Source organism: Shewanella insulae, from assembly GCF_009831655.1.
GTDB lineage: Bacteria > Pseudomonadota > Gammaproteobacteria > Enterobacterales > Shewanellaceae > Shewanella > Shewanella insulae.
This window is the reverse complement of the sequence record NZ_WRPA01000022.1, coordinates 1-16,873: the sequence shown is the minus strand read 5'-3', so window position 1 is coordinate 16,873 and position 16,873 is coordinate 1. Positions and strand designations below refer to the sequence as shown.

Sequence of the window (16,873 nt, the reverse complement as noted above, 5' to 3'; positions counted from 1 at the left end):
CCTTATCCTGTTTTATCTATCCTGCTTACGAGGGCCTGGCTAGATCTAACCTGTGTTAAGGATTTGGCTGCATCGCCTCCAGTACGCGGATACATTCTTGCTCGGCGGCTATGGTCTGATTGATGCCTCTAAGGGTCATAGGGCTAAAGCCCTCCGGCCTATCGAGCAGCGCCTCAAGCCTTACCAGGCCGGCATAACTGCAGCTTCTGGGGAGCAGATTAGCCGTGTAGCTCTTCATGAAGGTCTGGCTGTTGCGTCTATCCAGAGCGGCTAACTCGGCCAGGCGCTGCTCGGCACTGGCCTGACTCAGGACCTTCTGCTCACTGGGATAGAGATGGCGCATCACCAGGGTCAACTTCTCGAGAAGCTGAGGATCGCTCTCCTTGGTGTGGGCCTGGATGCGTTCGAACCACTGGCGTTTCTCTCTTGCGACAGGGCGGGCGACTTGGGCGCCGAGCGCCGCCACTTGCCCCTCGGGTGAGCTATCGTTTCGCTTCTCCTTGAGCAGGAGTCGTTCGCTGCCTGGATAGTCATAGCGATTGAGGTGAGTGACTATCTGCCAGCGACGCCCGGGTGTCAACGTGACGCCGGGCAGCGATTCTCTCTGCTCCAGCAGCGCCGCCAGATGACTTTTTGCCTGATGACTGACGGCGAAGTGCAGGTAGTTATCGAACCACAGAGATTGCAGCGCGGGGGAAGACTTGTTGCTGATGCTCAGGCGCAGACTCATCTGGGCGATGGCGTTGAGGGCCTGGCGGCTATAGCGCTGCTGATTGGGGCTCATCTGCTCTAGCAGGGCCTTGGCCTGTTTTAGTTTTTCTTGAGCAGCGATCAGCACCTGAGGATCGGTTTCATCCGGCAGGTTCACCAGGGCGCTGCCGACAAAGCGGGGCAGGGGGAGTTCGCCGGCCAGTACCGACTCCCACAGGGACTGCCATAGCATGCGTCTTAATTCTGCTTCTTCCAGGCTGCCAAGGTGCATGAGGGCGGTTTCGAGAGAAACCTGGTCCAGCTTGACCCTGACATAGGCCTTGTTCTGATAATTGCTAAATACCAGATCGGGGCAGCGAACCCCCTTGAGCCGTTTAACCTCGGTGCTTGCTCCCTGGTAACTGACCTCGCTCACCAGATTCTTGTGCAGACCATGACGCCCTAGGGTAAACAGGCCTAGCTTGACTCTCTGTATGCTATCGGTATCGCCGTTATCTTGTCTGAGGTTAAAGCGGGTGATGCGATCGCCGCGGCAACTGAACTCGGCCTTCAGGCTGGTGACGCCGGCGCGTTTAAAGGCCGCCTGACTCCATTGACTCAGCGGCTGCTTAGTGACGCTCTCGAGACTCTGCACAAAGTCATTCAGGTCGGCATTTTGTAGGGCAAAGCGCTCGAGATATTGACCTATACCCAGGTAGAAGTGGGCGTCTCCCAACAAAAACTTTAGCTGGTTAAGCTGGGCCATTGCCTTGTTCTGGCTTGGCTGGCGATCCTGGGAGAAGAGCTCCAGGCTGTTGGCGATCTGCTGCTCCACCTGCACGGGGCTGCGAATGAAACTCTGTTGATTATCTGTCTGTCCAAAGAGCTGCGCCTCGCCATCGTCGGCAATCAGATTGGCCAGGCTCTGGTTTAGCCAGAGCTGATCCCACCACTTGAGGGTGACCAGGTTGCCCAGCCACTGCTGTGCCAATGCCCGCAGGATCTCTCGGCGAGGCGTGCCATGAAGGCTATTCTCGTTGAAGCTCGTCAGGGCGTGATTGGCGCGAAACTCGCTCGGCAGGTGAGGCGCTATCGCCTGGGTGTAATGGCTGAAGGGATATTTGCTGCCCAGGCGCTGTTGATAGTAGTCAAGGGCCTGCCCGGTTTGTGCCAGCCAGCTCTTGGCATCGATAGACTCTGCCTGGGACTGACGGGCAAACAGCTGTAACGCTATTCCTTCTGCCTCACTCTGCCAGATCTGATAAGGCCCGGCGAGCAGGGAAAAGTTGTGGGGACTGACCGGCTCGCTCTGCATAAACTGCCACAGGCTGTTGTCACCCTGCGGCTGGCGACTCTCGCTTACAGATTGACGGCCCTCTCCTTCTGGCTGACGGCTCTCTCCTTCTGGCTGATGGCTCTGCACCTTGGCCGCGCTGGCGACTTGCCAGTTGCTGGGTGCCAATACGCTCAGTCGGTAACTTGCCCTGAGATCTGGCTGATCGAACTGCGGCGCCAGGGTCTGGGCGCTAGAGGGCAGGAAGTGGCTGTAGAGATAGCGAAGGCCATCCTTAGGGTCGATAAACTCGATGAGCCCCTGGTCGTCATGGCTATAGGGACTGCTAAAGTTCACCTTTATCAGGTTTGCGCCGCCCTGTAGCAGGCTGGCCGGAATAACTAGCCTATGGCCATCATAGTTGGGGTAAAGTTTCTGGCCGTTGATGAGCAGTTGGCTGATAAGCGCCTGTTGCAGATCTAGGCTCAAGGCCTGCTGGGTGTCGGCGAGCTCAAACTGGATCTGTGCCTCGCCCTTAAATCGCCTCGTCTGGGTTAGATCCAGGTGCAGCTGGTAGCTGACCTGGCTGACTCTGCTGGCGCGTTGCTTGGCAACGCTGGCGGTGATGCCGAGGGACTTTTCGCTACTCTGTTTGTTGCCTGGGGAGGTGCTCTGACATGCGCCGATAAGGAGGCAGAGGAGGAGGTTAGCGCACAGGGAAAACAGTCTCAAAACGGGTCCTTCTTATTCTATTTGCTCGAGGGCTTTTCGGCTTCGCTGGCATTCACTGGGGCGGGTAACTGCCCACGCCGATCAGGCGTGCCAGAGGCCGCCACATTCTACCCGACTCTGCTCCTTGGCAGTAGAATTTATCGACAAAATTTCTGTTTCTTCGCCTTTTTTAGGCGGCTGGTAGCCGACGGCAAGGCACAAAAAAACCAGCCCAAGGCTGGTTTTTCAAAGGAGAGGCTAGCTTACATGCCGAGGAAAGATTTCGACTTGGTCTTACGTATCTCTTTCTCGTCAGACCATTCGATCAGGCCGGTTTCCAGATCCATCAGGCGCATGGTCATCTTGTAGTAGACATCCTTGGTGCTGCCATCTTGCTTGACTATGCTCGACAGGTTGCCATACAGCATGTACTGGGCACCGATCTGACGACCAAAGTTGATGGCGGTCGAAGGGTCAACCATGCCGGCATTGTTTTGATAATCCAGTTGCTTGCGCACCGTGTCGACCTTGGTCATGTCGATGAAGCGGAACTTGCCAGAGCGCAGCAGCTTGTTGCTGATGGAGTCGGTCACCGATTCGGTGTCTATATGCTCTGAGGTCTTGTTCTTAATCTTGTCGACGAAGATGACGGGGCGATCTTTGGCTGTCATGGCCACCACTGGCGGGAAGCTCAGCATGCTGTCGACCATCTTGGCGGTGATCGCCTGCAGATCCGTAGAACCGAAGTTTTCATTGACGGTTTCGACTTCAGTTGCATCACCGTACTGTACCCTAGATTGGCAGCCCGCCAGGCCTATCGCCACGGCGATGATAAAAATGAGGTTGAATTTTTTCATAAAAATACCGATTCCTTAGTCTTGATTAGATGATTATTGAATAAAAACGGGTGAAATTACCAGTCTCAATTATCCAAATTAATGTGGTTTTATCGCTTTGTACGTCAATCGCTTGCGTCTGGGACTGTCCCAGGCGAATCTGATATTGGCCCGCATCCAGATAGCGACGCCCTAGCTGCGCCTGCTTGGGCAGGGTCAGCCAGCTGCGCCTGTCGGCCTGCTCTGTGACCACGTTAAAGATCTGCATGGCGATGGCGCCAGCATCGAACTCATCTTTGCGTCGTTTGGATTCGCTGCGCACGCTGCGGGCCATTTCTGCCTTGGCGTAGATCCTCGCGGCCTGTCGAAACAGGGCGCTGGGGAGTTCCTCCTTGAGGGCGGTGATTGCCAAGGCATCGATATTGGCGAGGGTCGCCGTTTTCAGTACTGTGCCCAGGCCGACGATCTCCCCTTGAGGGACACTTATTCTCCCCGGCGCATAGGTGGCCAGAGAGGCCGTCTGCCAGTTGCCGTGGATACGAAACGGCACGGTAAAGCTTTGCTTCTCGGGGACAAATCCTCGTTCGAGCAGGACCACCACCTGGCCTTGTCCCGGCTTGGCTAGCTTGGCATCCCCCCAACGACGCTTAAATTCTTCATACTGTGGCATGGCCAGCTTCTTGGCCAGGCGTACTAGGTCCTGTTGCAGGTAGGGGTTATCAGGGGCTATCTGCGCCGCCTTACGATAATCGATGAAGGCGTCGTTCTCTTCCCCCAGCAGCTCATGCAGCAGGCCTGTGGTGTAGTAACTATAGGCATTAAGGAAGGAGCTTGTAGTTGTTCCCGCCGCTTGCCCAAGGCGGTTGACCTCGGCGTCTATGGTGCCGTTTGCCATCGCCTGTACCGAGGCCTGGGATTTTTGGTATCTGGCCTGCTCGCTCTGTTGCAGCTCGTTGCTGCGCCTGACTTCGACCAGCGCTCCCTGTCTGTCTCGACTAAAGAGGTAGTTGAGGGCCTGGTATTGGTGCAACATGACGCGCTCATAACCCGGGCCACGGTAGGGGATCACGTTGTCGTTGATAAACAGGCTGCTGGCGGTGGCGCCGAGGTCGGTTGCACTGATCACCGCCTTATCGTCAAACTCTTGGTAGGCGTCGACTGCCTGCTGGTAATAGGCTTTACTGGCCTCGAAGTTACCTATTATCTGAGCAATTCGCCCCGCCTCTTGGGCGTACAGCAGCCCATCTTGCCCCGAGATGGCATCGTCGAACTGTCGATAGAGGGCCGCATCGCCCTGTCTGCTGAGATCGGCCTTCACCGGTGCCAGCTGAGAGGGATAACTGATGAAGACACTATTAAAGGCGCAGCCCGACAGGGTGAGCGACAAGAGCGCGCCGGTTAACGCCGTGCGGTATCGTCTTGAGACTCGGTTGTGAGGGCTACTTGGGTGTGGCATAGCGGGTCAGATCCTTTGTGAAACGAGTTCCGTTGGTTCGGTGCACCTATATCAGGGTGACTATTTAATAGTGGGGGGGCGGTGTCTCTTCCGACTGGCTGGCGATGTTGTTGGGTTCCACCTGCGCCAGCTTACTGGTGAGCAGACGTAACTTTTCCTGTTGTTCGGCCAGCAGGTCGTTGAGCCTGATCACCTGCTGATTCAGCGACTCTATGGTGTCGTCCTGAAACGCCAGTTTCATCTCAAGATCTTCGATTCTTTGTTCTAGTTGCACCAATTTAAATCCTCTATCAATCGGGCTTGGGCCAGGTTTCCAGCAAGCCATTACTGCTAAAGCTGATGATTTGCCCATTAATGGTTTCAGCCACAGAGTATACAACGGCACCCTTGATTTGGGCACGTTCAACACGGGTAACTTGCCAGTTAGCGCGCATTTTTCCGTCGGCGACCCGCCAAACGCTCACCTCTCTGGCGGGGGTGCCAGTTAATAGTGTCTGATTATCCTTGGTAAAGCGCGCGGTGGAAAAGTTCATCGTGCGGCGTTTTATTTTGAGCGACGACACAGATTTGCCGGTCTGGGTTTGCCAGATGTCCGCCTTATTGGTGCTGTCGGCAGCGAAAGCCAGGCTGGCATCCTGACTCAGGCTGACGCTGAGTACCCGGCTGGGTAGCAGCCACTGGTGCAGGGGCTGACCCGTGTTGGCCTGCCAGAGGAATACCTGGTTGTCGTTGCCGCCAGACAATGCCCAGCGGCCGTCGGCAGAGAGGGAGACGCTGTTGACCTTCTCGCTGTGGCCGAGGAACTTGATCAGGGTATCCGTCTGGTGATTGAGGGACATGACGCTGCCGTCGGTGAGGCCGATAAGCAGGGTGCCATTATCGGCCAGTGCCAGACACTGACCATTGGCGGGAAGAGACCACCAGCCCAAGGGGTGACCATCGTCCATGTTCCACAGGGCGACAGAGTCGCGGCTGAGGGAGGCGGCATATTTCAGGTTGTCAGACAGGGCGGTGGCGATGGCCGTACCGCCCGCTTTGCCATGGATCCACTGATACTTAAGCTCATTGTTCGTAAGATCCCAAAGTTGCAGGTTATTGCTGGTGCTGCTGACCAGAAGATAACGGGCATGGGGAGAGAGGCTGGCATCATAGCTGGGTTCTGCGACCAGGCTGTTTACCTCGGGTTTAGGTTGGCATGCACTCAGCAGGAGTGTACAAGCAATTAGTGTACAAAAATGCAGCAAGCCGTTTCTGTTCATGAACTTGTTCCTGGTTGAGTTGTCTCTAGCTCAAGGGTTTTAGCCTTGCGCAAGGCCACCAGCCGACATTGATGAAACTTAATCAATGTAATTGGTATATGTTAATTAACTAGTATAAAGTGGTTCGTCTTAGAAGAGTAAGGTTATTGTAACCACAAGAAAATGCTGAGGAAGCTTTAATGAAGTCCATCTATAAAATGTCACTGGTCGCGTTGGCGGTGGTTGGTCTAACTGCTTGTAACCAAGAACAAAAAACTACAAAACCGGCAGAAGTTAAGCTGGAAACCCAGGCGCAGAAACAAGCTTACAGCGTGGGTGCCTCTATCGGTAAATATATGTCTGGTCATATCAAAGAGCAGGAAGAGTTAGGTTTGCCAGTGGACCGTAGCCTGATTATTCAAGGCTTTAGCAATGGTCTTAACGATGACCTTAAGCTGACCGAAGAAGAGATGCAGACAGTACTTCAGGGCCTTGACGAGCAGCTAAACGAGAAGCGTCAGGCACAAGCGACTGCACTGGCAGAGAAGGCCAAGGCCGAGAGTGCGGCTTTCTTAGAAGCCAACAAGGCGAAAGAAGGCGTGGTGACCACAGAGTCTGGTCTACAGTATGAAGTGATCACCGAAGGTACTGGCGACAAGCCAAGTGCCGAAGACACAGTTGAAGTGCACTATGTGGGTACACTGACCGATGGTACAGAGTTCGATAGCTCTGTGGCTCGTGGCCAGAGCGCTAAGTTCCCGCTAAACCGAGTTATCCCAGGTTGGACCGAGGGTGTGCAGCTGATGTCTGTAGGGTCTAAGTACCGTTTCGTGATCCCATCTGAGTTGGCCTATGGTAGCCGCGATACTGGTAGCATCCCAGCTAACTCGACGCTGATCTTCGAAGTTGAGTTGCTTTCTATCGAGAAGGCTGCACCAGCAGCAGAGGAAGCGGCAGCAGCCAAGTAAGCTGTCATAAAAAGCTTGAAAAAGGGCGCCTTGGCGCCCTTTTTTGTGCCTGATGAAATATTGAGTGAACCGCCTGTGTGAACAGCCTAGGGGGTATTTTCATCACTTAGCCTAGAGGGAATCGGATAACCCTGCAATTGTCTTGGCCTTAGGTTAGAATTTGCAAGGTAACCTTGGGGAAGAGAGATTATGGAATATGAATTTCGCCGCAACACATTGACCGGTACCCTGGTGGCTCAGTTCACCATGGATCATGAGATTATGGGGCTTTGGTTTGTCGATGAACTGGGTGAAGACAAGGTTCTGATCGAGCAGATTGCCTCGACCATTGCGGCGCTGCAGCAGGGTAGGCTGACTGAACAACGCTTTGTCGGTAAAGGGATCTCACTCGAGTTGGATGAAGAGCAGGCCAGAGTGTTTGCCAACGTGCTGGAGATGGATGAAGACACCGCCCTGGATGAATCTATGTCCCTGTATGACGGTGAGTCACAGGCCTTCTGTGGCCTGGAGGATTTTGAGGTGGCGCTCAAGAGCTGGCAGGCTTTCATCGAAGAGAGTCGATAAGCAGGGATAGTGGCGGAAAGTTTGTAAGAAGCGCAGAAAATCTTGCAAAGAAAAAGGCAGCTCAGGCTGCCTTTTTACGTTTTAGCTGTATTGACGTGCTTTGCACTGAGCCTTACTGGTTCAGGTAGCGTACTGCCATTTCGGTGCGCGACTTGGCGTTGGCCTTACGCAGCAGGTTCTTCACATGCACCTTGACCGTGCCTTCGCTGATATGCAGCTGCTCTGAGATCACCCGGTTGCTCTTGCCTTCGGCCAGTTGTTCGAGGATCTGTAGCTCTCTCGGGGTCAGGTTGTCTATCCAGGCCTGTTCATCGGCGCCATCTTTTAGCTCATAGATGAAGTCTTCCACCGACTCAGAGATCACTCTGTGACCCTGCATGGCATTCTTAAGCTTCTCCAGCAGCAGATCTGGCTCGGTATCTTTAAGCAGATAACCGTCGGCGCCGGCCCTGACCAGGCGAATAACGTCTTGCTTGGCATCGGATACCGTGAGGATCACGATACGGCTGGTGACCCCTTCCTGACGCAATGCGTTGAGAGTATCTAGCCCTGTCATCCCTTTCATGTTGAGATCCAGTAGCACGATATCCGGTTCATTTTCGGCAATTGCCGACAGGGCATCTAGGCCACTGCCTGCTTCACCAAAGAGGGTGAAGTCTGAGTCAGAGGTGATAAGTTGACAGATCCCGCGACGTAACAGGGGGTGATCGTCTACAACCAAAACTGAATATGGTTTGCCCATTTTTTTGCCTCCACTGAGGTCTATTTTGTTAATAAAATTAGTATATTATACCGCCAATATCCCTACTGGCTCGGTTCTTGTTCGGGGGGGAACAGCAAGGTAACCGTGGTTCCGCCCTTTTCATTGCTGCTGAAGTCTACCACACCCGAGAGGCGACTTGCGCGTTCATGCATGATTCCTATGCCAAAATGTTGATCCCTTTCCTTGAGCTTCTCCAGGCCGACGCCGTCGTCGCTGATGCTTATCTTGACATTGTTACCGCTGCGGGTGCAGCTGATATGAATATGATTGGCCTGGGCATGTTTGATGGCGTTGAGGGTCGCCTCTCGGGTGAGTTGTAGCACGTGAATATGCTGATGCGCCCCCAGGAGCTGGATCGGCAGCTTATCTTCCAAGGTGATCTTGGCGGTGGTTTGGCCCCTGAGCTGGTCGAGCATCATCTCGATCGCATGATTGAGGTTGGGATCTTTAATGGTCAGGCGGAAGGTAGACAGGAGTTCACGCAGCTGCACATAGGCGGTGTTGACCCCTTCGTTGATCTCCTTGAGCTGCTCTTCTACCTGAGGGCTGCGGCATTGGCTGTCGAGCCCCTTAGAGAGCAGGTTGACCTGGATCTTGAGAAACGAGAGCAGCTGGCCCAGGGAGTCGTGTAGCTCACGGGCGATCACGCCGCGCTCCTCCATCAATGCCAGCTGTTGGCGCTGCTCGCCGGCGTTATAGATGACGATGGAGCGCGCCAACATGATGGCGAAGTTTTCAAACAGGGGATGGTTGATCTCACCCAGGGAGGTGACCTCTAAGTAGCCCAGTTCGTTATCGGCAAATTTTAGCGGAAAGCGTGTCTGGCTCAGGGAGGCGATCGGCCAGCCGCCATCGGCATCTATATAGAGCTTCTCCTTGTCGTCCTGGGCGATCACCAGGCGAAGGAAGCTATGGGGTTCGTGAGCCCTGAGCTGATTCAGCGCCTGTTTCAAGGTGCTGATCTCTAGCTTGCCCGAGTGCAGCATCACCAGGTTGTCATAGAGCAGCTTCAACTCGTTGTTGGCGCGGGTGAGGGCGAAGGTCTTCTCCTTGACCTGATTTTCCAAGTTGTTGTAGAGGGTCGACAGCTCTCTGGCGCTGGTGGCCAGGGCGTTGCTCAGCGAGCTGAGCTCGATATATTCGCTATCTGGCATGGTGACATCGAACTCCCCCTTAGAGATGGTGTTAGCCGACTCCATCAGCTGATTGAGGGGCTTTACCACCTTGCGCTTGGTAAAGCGCACGGCAAACAAGGCGATCAACAGCATGAGTCCCAGGCCGGTGATCTGGCTGGCGGCCAGTAGCTTGAGCTTGAAGGCGGCGAACTCCTCGGTTTCCAGTACGAAGAGATCTATGGTGTCGACGAAATCCTTCAGGGCGGAGACATAGAGGCGGGAGTTCTCCTCTTCGATATATTGCTTCATCACCTTCCATTTTTGGATCACCAGGAGGTATTGGGAGGCGAGATCGTCCGGGGTCATCCAGTCGAGGGAGCGTTTCAGGGCATCTGAGTGAAGCGTGGCCTCGAACTCTTTAATTTTGTCGTCGGCCTCGTCGCTGCCGGAGTTGGCATAGAACATCAGACGGTAACTCTGCATACGCAGAGAGCCGGAGGCGTTGATGGCTCTGGCATCCCCCAAGCTATAAGCCAAATTAGCTATGGCGAAGGTGGCGAGTCCACTGGAAAGTAAAATTAGGGCTAGCATTAACCTTAATATGGTGGAGGTGAGGCTGCCTTTCTTCATGTATTAGAACTCATTAAATTATAGGGAAAAATCGGAAATTTGGACTATCATACTTGTTTAGCAATCGCTGATAAAATTTACAATGTGGTAAAAATGTGACCAACAACACATTCACATTATGATCTGCCTCAAGTTTTAACTCGGATACCCCATAAGGGGTATATTTTTAACGGGGTTAAGGGACTAACTTTGGCCTTGGAGATGTTGTGGTTTTAAAGACTACTATAAAAAAGTAACACGGAGATGAGATGGTGAGAACATTAACTACAAAAACCTTTGCACTGAGTGCTTTGGTCGCCGCTGGCCTAATGGCTACTGGCGTAATGGCGAGCGACAAGACCGAGCCTCGTAACGAAGTCTACAAAGATAAGTATTCTAAGCAATACAACAGCTGGCATGACACTGCTGAAAGTAAAGAAGTGATCGACGCGCTGGAAGCCGATCCTAACCTAGTGATCCTATGGGCCGGTTATGGTTTTGCTAAAGACTATAACAAGGCGCGTGGTCACATGTATGCGGTAACCGACGTACGCAACACGCTGCGTACCGGTGCGCCTAAGTCTGCCCAAGATGGCCCAATGCCAATGGCATGTTGGTCTTGTAAGAGCCCTGATGTGCCTCGCGTGATCGAAGAGCAGGGCGAAGATGGCTATTTCACAGGTAAGTGGTACAAAGGCGGCGCCGAAATAGTTAACACTATCGGCTGTTCAGACTGTCACGAGAAGGGCAAGTCTAAGCTACGTATCTCTCGTCCATTCGCCGAGCGTGGTATGGCGACCCTAGGCACACCGTTTGACAAAGCATCTAGAAAAGACAAGCAGTCTATGGTGTGTGGTCAGTGTCACGTAGAGTACTACTTCGAGAAGACCAAAGATCGCAAAGGTTTTGTTAAGTTCCCATGGGATCAAGGCACAACTGTTGAAGCGATGGAAGCCTACTATGACAACCTAGAGTTCAAAGACTGGACTCATGCGGTATCTAAGACTCCTATGCTGAAAGCGCAGCACCCAGGTTATGAAACTTGGCAGCTGGGCATGCACGGCAAGAACAACGTCAGTTGTACTGACTGTCACATGCCACGCGTAACCAATGCCGAAGGTCGTAAGTTTACCGACCACAAGGTAGGTAACCCATTCGATCGCTTCGAAGAGACTTGTGGCACTTGTCACGAGCAGAGCAAAGAGTTCATGGTTAACCTAGATAAAGAGCGTAAGGCTAAGGTTAAGCAGATTCAGCTGAAGGCCGAAGATCAACTGGTTAAGGCACACTTTGAAGCTGGCGCGGCGTGGAAAGCGGGCGCAACTGAAGCTGAGATGAAGCCAATCCTGACCGATATCCGTCATGCACAATGGCGCTGGGACTATGCGATTGCCTCTCACGGCGTAGCCTCTCATGCACCTGATGAAGCACTGCGTGTATTGGGTACTGCGGTTGATAAGGCTGCCGACGCTCGCGTTAAACTGGCTCAGCTGCTAGCGAAGAAAGGCGTTAAGCAACCTATCGCCTTCCCAGATATCTCTACCAAGGCCAAGGCGCAAGCTGCACTGGGTATGGATATGAAGAAGATGAATGCCGATAAGGAAGAGTTCAAGAAGACTGTACTTCCTAAGTGGGATACCGAAGCGAAGAAGCGCGAAGCAACTTACTAATATCTCCCTCCCTGCATAGTAAAAGCCCCGGTTATCCGGGGCTTTTTTATGTCTTCACGGCTTTATATCTCCGCTACTTTATCATTTTCAACAGGGCCTTGAACCTGTCGCCACTGGCCTCTGCCTGTAGCTCGAACAGCAAAGATTCGCTGTTGGTCAGCAAGGCGCCGTGCTGGACCATCATCTCACAGCCTAATTGCTTATTGATTTGTGTCCGTGAGGAGACTGCGTCTGTGACCAGATGCACCTCGTATTGGTTGTCAAGCAGATCCCGGCAGGTTTGATAGACGCAGATATGGGTCTCGATGCCTGTGAGTAACACCTTGGGCCTGTCATGCTGACGCAGTGCCTGTCTGAAGGGCTCGGCGTGCCAGGCGCTAAAATGTGCCTTGGCGATAGGTTGATGATGCGGAGCGAGCAGCTCGGCCAGCGCCGGGCTGGTGGCGCCTAACTTTTCGGGCAATTGCTCAAGCCAGACAATAGGGATCTCAAATAGCTCGGCCGCCTTGATAAGGGTTGTGAGTCGGGTTTCAAGTTCCTCGGCTTGGTGCATCAGGGTGGCCAACTTTCCTTGAACATCGACGATGATGAGCACACATTCCTGTGGTTTCAACATAGGGCTCTCCTCAATGGGTGGTGACACCATGATACCCAGTAAATTCCTTTGACCAATCCGTCATAAGTCGAATAGGCCCTGCGCTATTATTGTGCGCCACGTGCATAGTCGCACCTATTTGGTGCATTAATATGCAGAGTGAGTTGTCGCAATGTTATTAAGTTTATGAATGTTAAGGCTTTGTAATTCTGGCCTGATGATTGAATTGTCTTTGGCATCAGCAAGAATACTAAGATGAGTCGGAGGCGGTAATGAAATTAATCAGCGCAATAATCAAGCCATTCAAACTCGATGATGTGCGAGAGGCCATTGCAGGGTTGGGGATTGAGGGGATGACGGTGACCGAGGTGAAGGGGTTCGGACGCCAGAAAGGTCATACTGAGCTCTATCGTGGCGCCGAATACCAGGTGGATTTTCTGCCTAAGGTGAAACTGGATATCGCTACCAAGGCTGAGAATGTCGACCACCTTATCGAGTCCATCGTTGCGGCGGCGCATACCGGCAAGATAGGCGATGGCAAGATATTTGTGACGGATCTCGATCAGGTGATCCGTATCCGTACCGGCGAACTCGATAACGAAGCACTTTAAGGGGGATTTCCAATGGAAGAGTTAGTAACACTAGGTGCGACAGTATCTGAGTTGAAGTTTGCGCTCGACACCTTTTATTTCTTGATCTCAGGCGCGCTGGTGATGTGGATGGCCGCAGGGTTTGCCATGTTAGAAGCGGGTCTGGTGCGCTCTAAGAACACCACTGAGATCTTAACCAAGAACGTCTGTCTCTACTCGATCGCCTGTATCATGTATCTGGTGGTGGGTTACAACATCATGTATGTGGATAACGCCGAGGGAGGCTGGTTACCTTCGTTCGCCAGCCTCATTGGGGCTCAGGCCAGTGATGCCGACCATGCGCTGGAATCGGATTTCTTCTTCCAGGTGGTGTTTGTGGCGACCGCCATGTCCATCGTCTCTGGTGCCGTCGCCGAGCGTATGAAGCTGTGGGCCTTCCTGATCTTCTCTGTGGTGATGACAGGTGTTATCTATCCTGTCGAGGGTTACTGGACCTGGGGCGGTGGTTTCCTCTCCGAAGCGGGATTTGTCGACTTCGCCGGTAGTGGCATAGTGCACATGGCGGGTGCGGCCGCGGCTATCTCGGGGGTCTTGTTGCTCGGTGCACGTAAGGGGAAGTATGGTCCCAACGGTCAAGTCAATCCTATCCCTGGTTCTAACCTGCCGATGGCAACCTTAGGCATGTTTATTCTGTGGATGGGCTGGTTCGGCTTTAACGGTGGCTCTCAGCTGCTGGTGTCTGATGCCGAGAACGCATCGGCGGTGGCGAAGATCTTCGTTAACACCAACTCGGCTGCCGCCTTTGGCGCCGTCTCTGCCCTGGTGGTCTGTAAGATGGTATGGGGTAAGGCGGATCTGACCATGATCTTAAACGGTGCCTTGGCTGGCCTGGTGGCAATTACCGCAGATCCTTTGTCACCTTCGTTGCCACTGGCCGGGGTTATCGGCATGGTCGCCGGCGGTCTGGTGGTCTTCTCTATCGTGATGTTCGACAGGATCAAGATTGACGATCCCGTCGGGGCGATTTCGGTACACGGTGTTGCCGGTCTGTTTGGTCTGATGTTAGTGCCGCTTTCAAATGCCGATGCGACCATCTTGGGTCAGCTCTATGGTGCTACAGTCATCTTCGCCTGGGTGTTTGGTGCTTCCTTTGTGGTTTGGTATCTGCTTAAGGTCACCATGGGTATTCGTGTCTCAGAGGAGGAAGAGTACAACGGCATGGATGCATCAGATTGTGGCATAGATGCCTATCCTGAATTTGTCTCACTCAAGAGCGCCAGCTAACAGCTAGTTAAACTGAGGTAGCGAAATAGACAGGGTCCGGACCTCATGGTGCGGACCCTGTCTTTTGTATTATGCTATCAACAAAGACAGTGTGAGGAGCGCTAACATGAAGCAATCTCTCTGGGTCGTGTTTTTTTCTGTGCTGATCTCGACTCAGCTTCAGGCTGGGCAGGTGGTGGTGCGTAAGTCGAGCGAACCCTTCGATGCCTTTGCCGTGCGCGATAAACTACAGCAGGAGTTTGAGTGGCGGGAATCTTTGCGCATGCAGCAACAGATCCAAATTTTGCAGAGTCTACCCCTGGGCTGTGTGCTGTTTAACTTGCCCTATGCCTACTATCGCTGCGGCACTAATTTTTATCGTCCCTATCTGTATCAGACAGAGGGGACAGATCCCCGGAAGTTCTATATACAGATCGATCCGCCAAGCGCTGATTAATTGTTAATATTTTGTAACGCTTTGCGTGGGGAAAAATAGATAGGCCTACTTTATGATAGATCTTATGGTGCCCTCATAAGCGTAGGTTGAATATGAAAAGGCTATTTGAGTATAAGCGCGCTATGTTGCTGTTATTTTTCATAGTGAGCGGTTGTGCCAGCGGCCCGGGTAAGGAAACCCTCGCTAATATAGATCAGTACTTTGCCGACGAAGAATTCACGGCGGTAGCGGTTCAAGTCACTCCTGATAAACTGTTTTCCCTGCCAACTCAGGTGATAAATGAATTACGACAGGACTATAAGCGCAGTCGAATGTCCCGTGATTATATAGCCACCAATTTGTGGCTGGCTAATTATATCAACGCCGATAAGGGCGGCTTTAAATACCAGGATAATCTGACAAAGATCCCGATGGACACTTTTAATGCGCGAGCCGGTAACTGTCTGTCGCTTGTGCTATTGAGTGCTTCACTCGCCGATGCGCTGGGGGTCGATGTCGAGTTTCAGGAGGTCGAGGTTCCGCCCGTATGGGATAAGGCGGGGGACTTCTATCTGGTTAATGGCCACATTAACCTGCGCCTCATTCCCAGAGAGAAGCATGATACCTTTCTTGCCGATAAGAATGCTTTACAGATAGATTTCCTACCCGAGCGCACCATGCGAGGTTATGCCAAACGGCGTATCGATAGAACCACCGTCATGGCGATGTTTTATAACAATGTCGCGGCGGAATCTTTGGTGGAGGGACGTTACGATCAGGCCTATGCCTACCTGAAACAGAGTCTCAAGTTAAAAGCCGATTTTATCCCCGCCTTGAATACCCTGGCGATCCTATATCGCTACAAGGGGTTGGATGACAGGGCGGAGAGCCTCTATAAGCTAGCGCTATCTCGAGACAGTGAGGATATGAATGCGCTGTTTAACTATGGTGTGTTGCTGGCCAGCCAAGACAGGTTGGAGGAGTGGGCCCAGGTACATAAGACCCTGGAGCTGGTGAGGATCCGTAATCCTTACTATTACTATGACATGGCGCAGCAAGCCTACTCGGATCATGAGTACCAGACGGCCTTAATTTGGTATAAACGGGCCGTGGAGAAGGCCGACTATCGTCATGAGTTTTATTTTGGTCTCTCCAAGGCCTATTGGGCGACTGGCGATGAGCGCCGGGCTAAGCTGAATATGCAAAAGGCACTGTCGCTATCGGTCGATGAGTATAATCAGCGGCGTTACCAGGCCAAGCTGCAGGCTATGCAGACTCACTAGGTAAATAGGGCCCGTTTAACGGGCCTTTTAGCCGATAAACTAAAAAAACTACACATTCTGTTGCTATGAGGGGGGCGCTTGTTCACCTTCAAGTTGGACAATACCAAGATCGATTGTTTCTGCTAACGCCCGATTATGGCTAGCTATCTTGAGTGGTGGCGAAGTAAACACTGGGCTCGAATGCTTGCCCGATATCGACCATGCTTGAGCCTATCGCGGCGTTGTTTGAACCTATCGCGAAAGTAGTCGACGATGCGCGCCTCTATGATGATGACATCGATATGACTGGAAAAGAGCATCATGACCAGACGCTTTCGATTATCAGACTTTGATTATCAGGCTTTGATTTTCAGACTATCCGTATTTGGAATCATTTCGTATCACCCCACAGGCTTTCTTAACTAAGTTTGAGCAGACATTCCGCATTGTCGCTGGTCACCCGCCTAACAGCCTTTTTATTTGGAGATAGAAAGAGTTGTCCGAGCGATAGAGATTTCGGTGTTAGTATTTTGTGCCAGGAGTCGGCAAGAAAATTGGGTAGAGCTAACTTGCTGCAGTAATTTCCTCATCGAGGCGATGGCCATATCAAAGTGGCTCTGGTCTCAAAGAGCGTCGGCGCGATAGGGGAGGCATAGAGAGACGCCGTTTATTTCTTAATATCGTTAAATATCTGCTATAGATAGGCTCTGGGGGATCCCCTCATAATTCAGGTCTCCCAGCAGTGTGAACCAACTTGATGTATTCATGCATTGCCCAGCGTAAATGCTGCGCTGTTATTCGATAGTTTTTCCTTCGCCGAACTTCTTTCCCCAA

Annotated in this window: 15 protein-coding genes; 7 read left to right on the top strand and 8 right to left on the bottom strand. The window is 52.6% G+C overall.

The genetic code is table 11. The features are described 5' to 3' along the window. Positions 1–55 precede the first annotated feature (55 nt). The 5 genes from GNT65_RS18280 to GNT65_RS18260 all read right to left on the bottom strand — a co-directional run bounded on the left by GNT65_RS18280 (position 56) and on the right by GNT65_RS18260 (position 6,225). The gene (locus tag GNT65_RS18280) at positions 56–2,695 is read right to left on the bottom strand and encodes an ERAP1-like C-terminal domain-containing protein (protein WP_160798639.1); all 2,640 of its coding nucleotides are present in this window, start codon (positions 2,693–2,695) and stop codon (positions 56–58) included. 242 nt (positions 2,696–2,937) lie between these two features. Then, positions 2,938–3,531: a penicillin-binding protein activator LpoB gene (lpoB, locus tag GNT65_RS18275; RefSeq protein WP_160798638.1), complete on the bottom strand. Its 594-nt coding sequence runs from the start codon at positions 3,529–3,531 to the stop codon at positions 2,938–2,940. A gap of 25 nt (positions 3,532–3,556) precedes the next feature. Then, positions 3,557–4,966, bottom strand: coding sequence for a COG3014 family protein (locus GNT65_RS18270; protein WP_160798637.1), 1,410 nt, complete (start codon positions 4,964–4,966; stop codon positions 3,557–3,559). Between the two features lie 64 nt (positions 4,967–5,030). After that, positions 5,031–5,243: a SlyX family protein gene (locus GNT65_RS18265; RefSeq protein WP_160798636.1), complete on the bottom strand. Its 213-nt coding sequence runs from the start codon at positions 5,241–5,243 to the stop codon at positions 5,031–5,033. A gap of 13 nt (positions 5,244–5,256) precedes the next feature. Continuing rightward, positions 5,257–6,225 carry a WD40 repeat domain-containing protein gene (locus tag GNT65_RS18260; protein ID WP_160798635.1) on the bottom strand — a complete coding sequence of 323 codons (969 nt, stop codon included), beginning with the start codon at positions 6,223–6,225 and terminating at the stop codon, positions 5,257–5,259. 179 nt (positions 6,226–6,404) lie between these two features. On the opposite strand from GNT65_RS18260, the gene fkpA reads away from it, so the two are divergent. Together fkpA and GNT65_RS18250 are read left to right on the top strand one after the other, a co-directional pair. Then, complete coding sequence (fkpA, locus tag GNT65_RS18255) at positions 6,405–7,172, top strand: FKBP-type peptidyl-prolyl cis-trans isomerase (protein ID WP_160798634.1); 768 nt, start codon at positions 6,405–6,407, stop codon at positions 7,170–7,172. Positions 7,173–7,361: 189 nt separating this feature from the next. Continuing rightward, on the top strand, positions 7,362–7,736 hold the full coding sequence (locus GNT65_RS18250) for a YacL family protein (RefSeq protein WP_160798633.1): 375 nt from the start codon (positions 7,362–7,364) through the stop codon (positions 7,734–7,736). A 112-nt stretch (positions 7,737–7,848) separates the two neighbouring features. On the opposite strand, the gene GNT65_RS18245 is transcribed toward GNT65_RS18250, so the two are convergent. Continuing rightward, positions 7,849–8,478, bottom strand: a complete 630-nt coding sequence (locus tag GNT65_RS18245; protein WP_011864648.1) for a response regulator — start codon at positions 8,476–8,478, stop codon at positions 7,849–7,851. Positions 8,479–8,540: 62 nt separating this feature from the next. Further along, positions 8,541–10,244: a nitrate/nitrite two-component system sensor histidine kinase NarQ gene (gene narQ / locus GNT65_RS18240; RefSeq protein WP_160798632.1), complete on the bottom strand. Its 1,704-nt coding sequence runs from the start codon at positions 10,242–10,244 to the stop codon at positions 8,541–8,543. A 248-nt stretch (positions 10,245–10,492) separates the two neighbouring features. On the opposite strand from narQ, the gene nrfA reads away from it, so the two are divergent. Beyond that, on the top strand, positions 10,493–11,893 hold the full coding sequence (gene nrfA / locus GNT65_RS18235) for an ammonia-forming nitrite reductase cytochrome c552 subunit (RefSeq protein WP_160798631.1): 1,401 nt from the start codon (positions 10,493–10,495) through the stop codon (positions 11,891–11,893). 73 nt (positions 11,894–11,966) lie between these two features. On the opposite strand, the gene GNT65_RS18230 is transcribed toward nrfA, so the two are convergent. Next, positions 11,967–12,509, bottom strand: a complete 543-nt coding sequence (locus GNT65_RS18230; RefSeq protein WP_160798630.1) for a hydrolase — start codon at positions 12,507–12,509, stop codon at positions 11,967–11,969. Between the two features lie 251 nt (positions 12,510–12,760). Here GNT65_RS18230 and GNT65_RS18225 point away from each other — a divergent pair, with 251 nt between their 5' ends. From GNT65_RS18225 to GNT65_RS18210, 4 genes are all read left to right on the top strand, one after another. Then, positions 12,761–13,099, top strand: a complete 339-nt coding sequence (locus tag GNT65_RS18225; RefSeq protein ID WP_011864652.1) for a P-II family nitrogen regulator — start codon at positions 12,761–12,763, stop codon at positions 13,097–13,099. A gap of 12 nt (positions 13,100–13,111) precedes the next feature. Then, positions 13,112–14,362: an ammonium transporter gene (locus GNT65_RS18220; RefSeq protein WP_160798629.1), complete on the top strand. Its 1,251-nt coding sequence runs from the start codon at positions 13,112–13,114 to the stop codon at positions 14,360–14,362. Between the two features lie 106 nt (positions 14,363–14,468). Beyond that, on the top strand, positions 14,469–14,798 hold the full coding sequence (locus GNT65_RS18215) for a hypothetical protein (protein WP_160798628.1): 330 nt from the start codon (positions 14,469–14,471) through the stop codon (positions 14,796–14,798). Positions 14,799–14,890: 92 nt separating this feature from the next. Further along, complete coding sequence (locus GNT65_RS18210) at positions 14,891–16,060, top strand: tetratricopeptide repeat protein (protein WP_160798627.1); 1,170 nt, start codon at positions 14,891–14,893, stop codon at positions 16,058–16,060. Positions 16,061–16,873: the final 813 nt, after the last annotated feature.

Bases quoted from the DNA above. Each gene is read 5' to 3' on its own strand.
- lpoB (WP_160798638.1), bottom strand. From the start codon at position 3,531: ATGAAAAAATTCAACCTCATTTTTATCATCGCCGTGGCGATAGGCCTG.
- GNT65_RS18270 (WP_160798637.1), bottom strand. From the start codon at position 4,966: ATGCCACACCCAAGTAGCCCTCACAACCGAGTCTCAAGACGATACCGC.
- narQ (WP_160798632.1), bottom strand. From the start codon at position 10,244: ATGAAGAAAGGCAGCCTCACCTCCACCATATTAAGGTTAATGCTAGCC.
- GNT65_RS18210 (WP_160798627.1), top strand. From the start codon at position 14,891: ATGAAAAGGCTATTTGAGTATAAGCGCGCTATGTTGCTGTTATTTTTC.
- GNT65_RS18230 (WP_160798630.1), bottom strand. From the start codon at position 12,509: ATGTTGAAACCACAGGAATGTGTGCTCATCATCGTCGATGTTCAAGGA.
- GNT65_RS18245 (WP_011864648.1), bottom strand. From the start codon at position 8,478: ATGGGCAAACCATATTCAGTTTTGGTTGTAGACGATCACCCCCTGTTA.
- GNT65_RS18215 (WP_160798628.1), top strand. From the start codon at position 14,469: ATGAAGCAATCTCTCTGGGTCGTGTTTTTTTCTGTGCTGATCTCGACT.
- GNT65_RS18220 (WP_160798629.1), top strand. From the start codon at position 13,112: ATGGAAGAGTTAGTAACACTAGGTGCGACAGTATCTGAGTTGAAGTTT.
- GNT65_RS18250 (WP_160798633.1), top strand. From the start codon at position 7,362: ATGGAATATGAATTTCGCCGCAACACATTGACCGGTACCCTGGTGGCT.
- nrfA (WP_160798631.1), top strand. From the start codon at position 10,493: ATGGTGAGAACATTAACTACAAAAACCTTTGCACTGAGTGCTTTGGTC.
- GNT65_RS18225 (WP_011864652.1), top strand. From the start codon at position 12,761: ATGAAATTAATCAGCGCAATAATCAAGCCATTCAAACTCGATGATGTG.
- GNT65_RS18260 (WP_160798635.1), bottom strand. From the start codon at position 6,225: ATGAACAGAAACGGCTTGCTGCATTTTTGTACACTAATTGCTTGTACA.
- fkpA (WP_160798634.1), top strand. From the start codon at position 6,405: ATGAAGTCCATCTATAAAATGTCACTGGTCGCGTTGGCGGTGGTTGGT.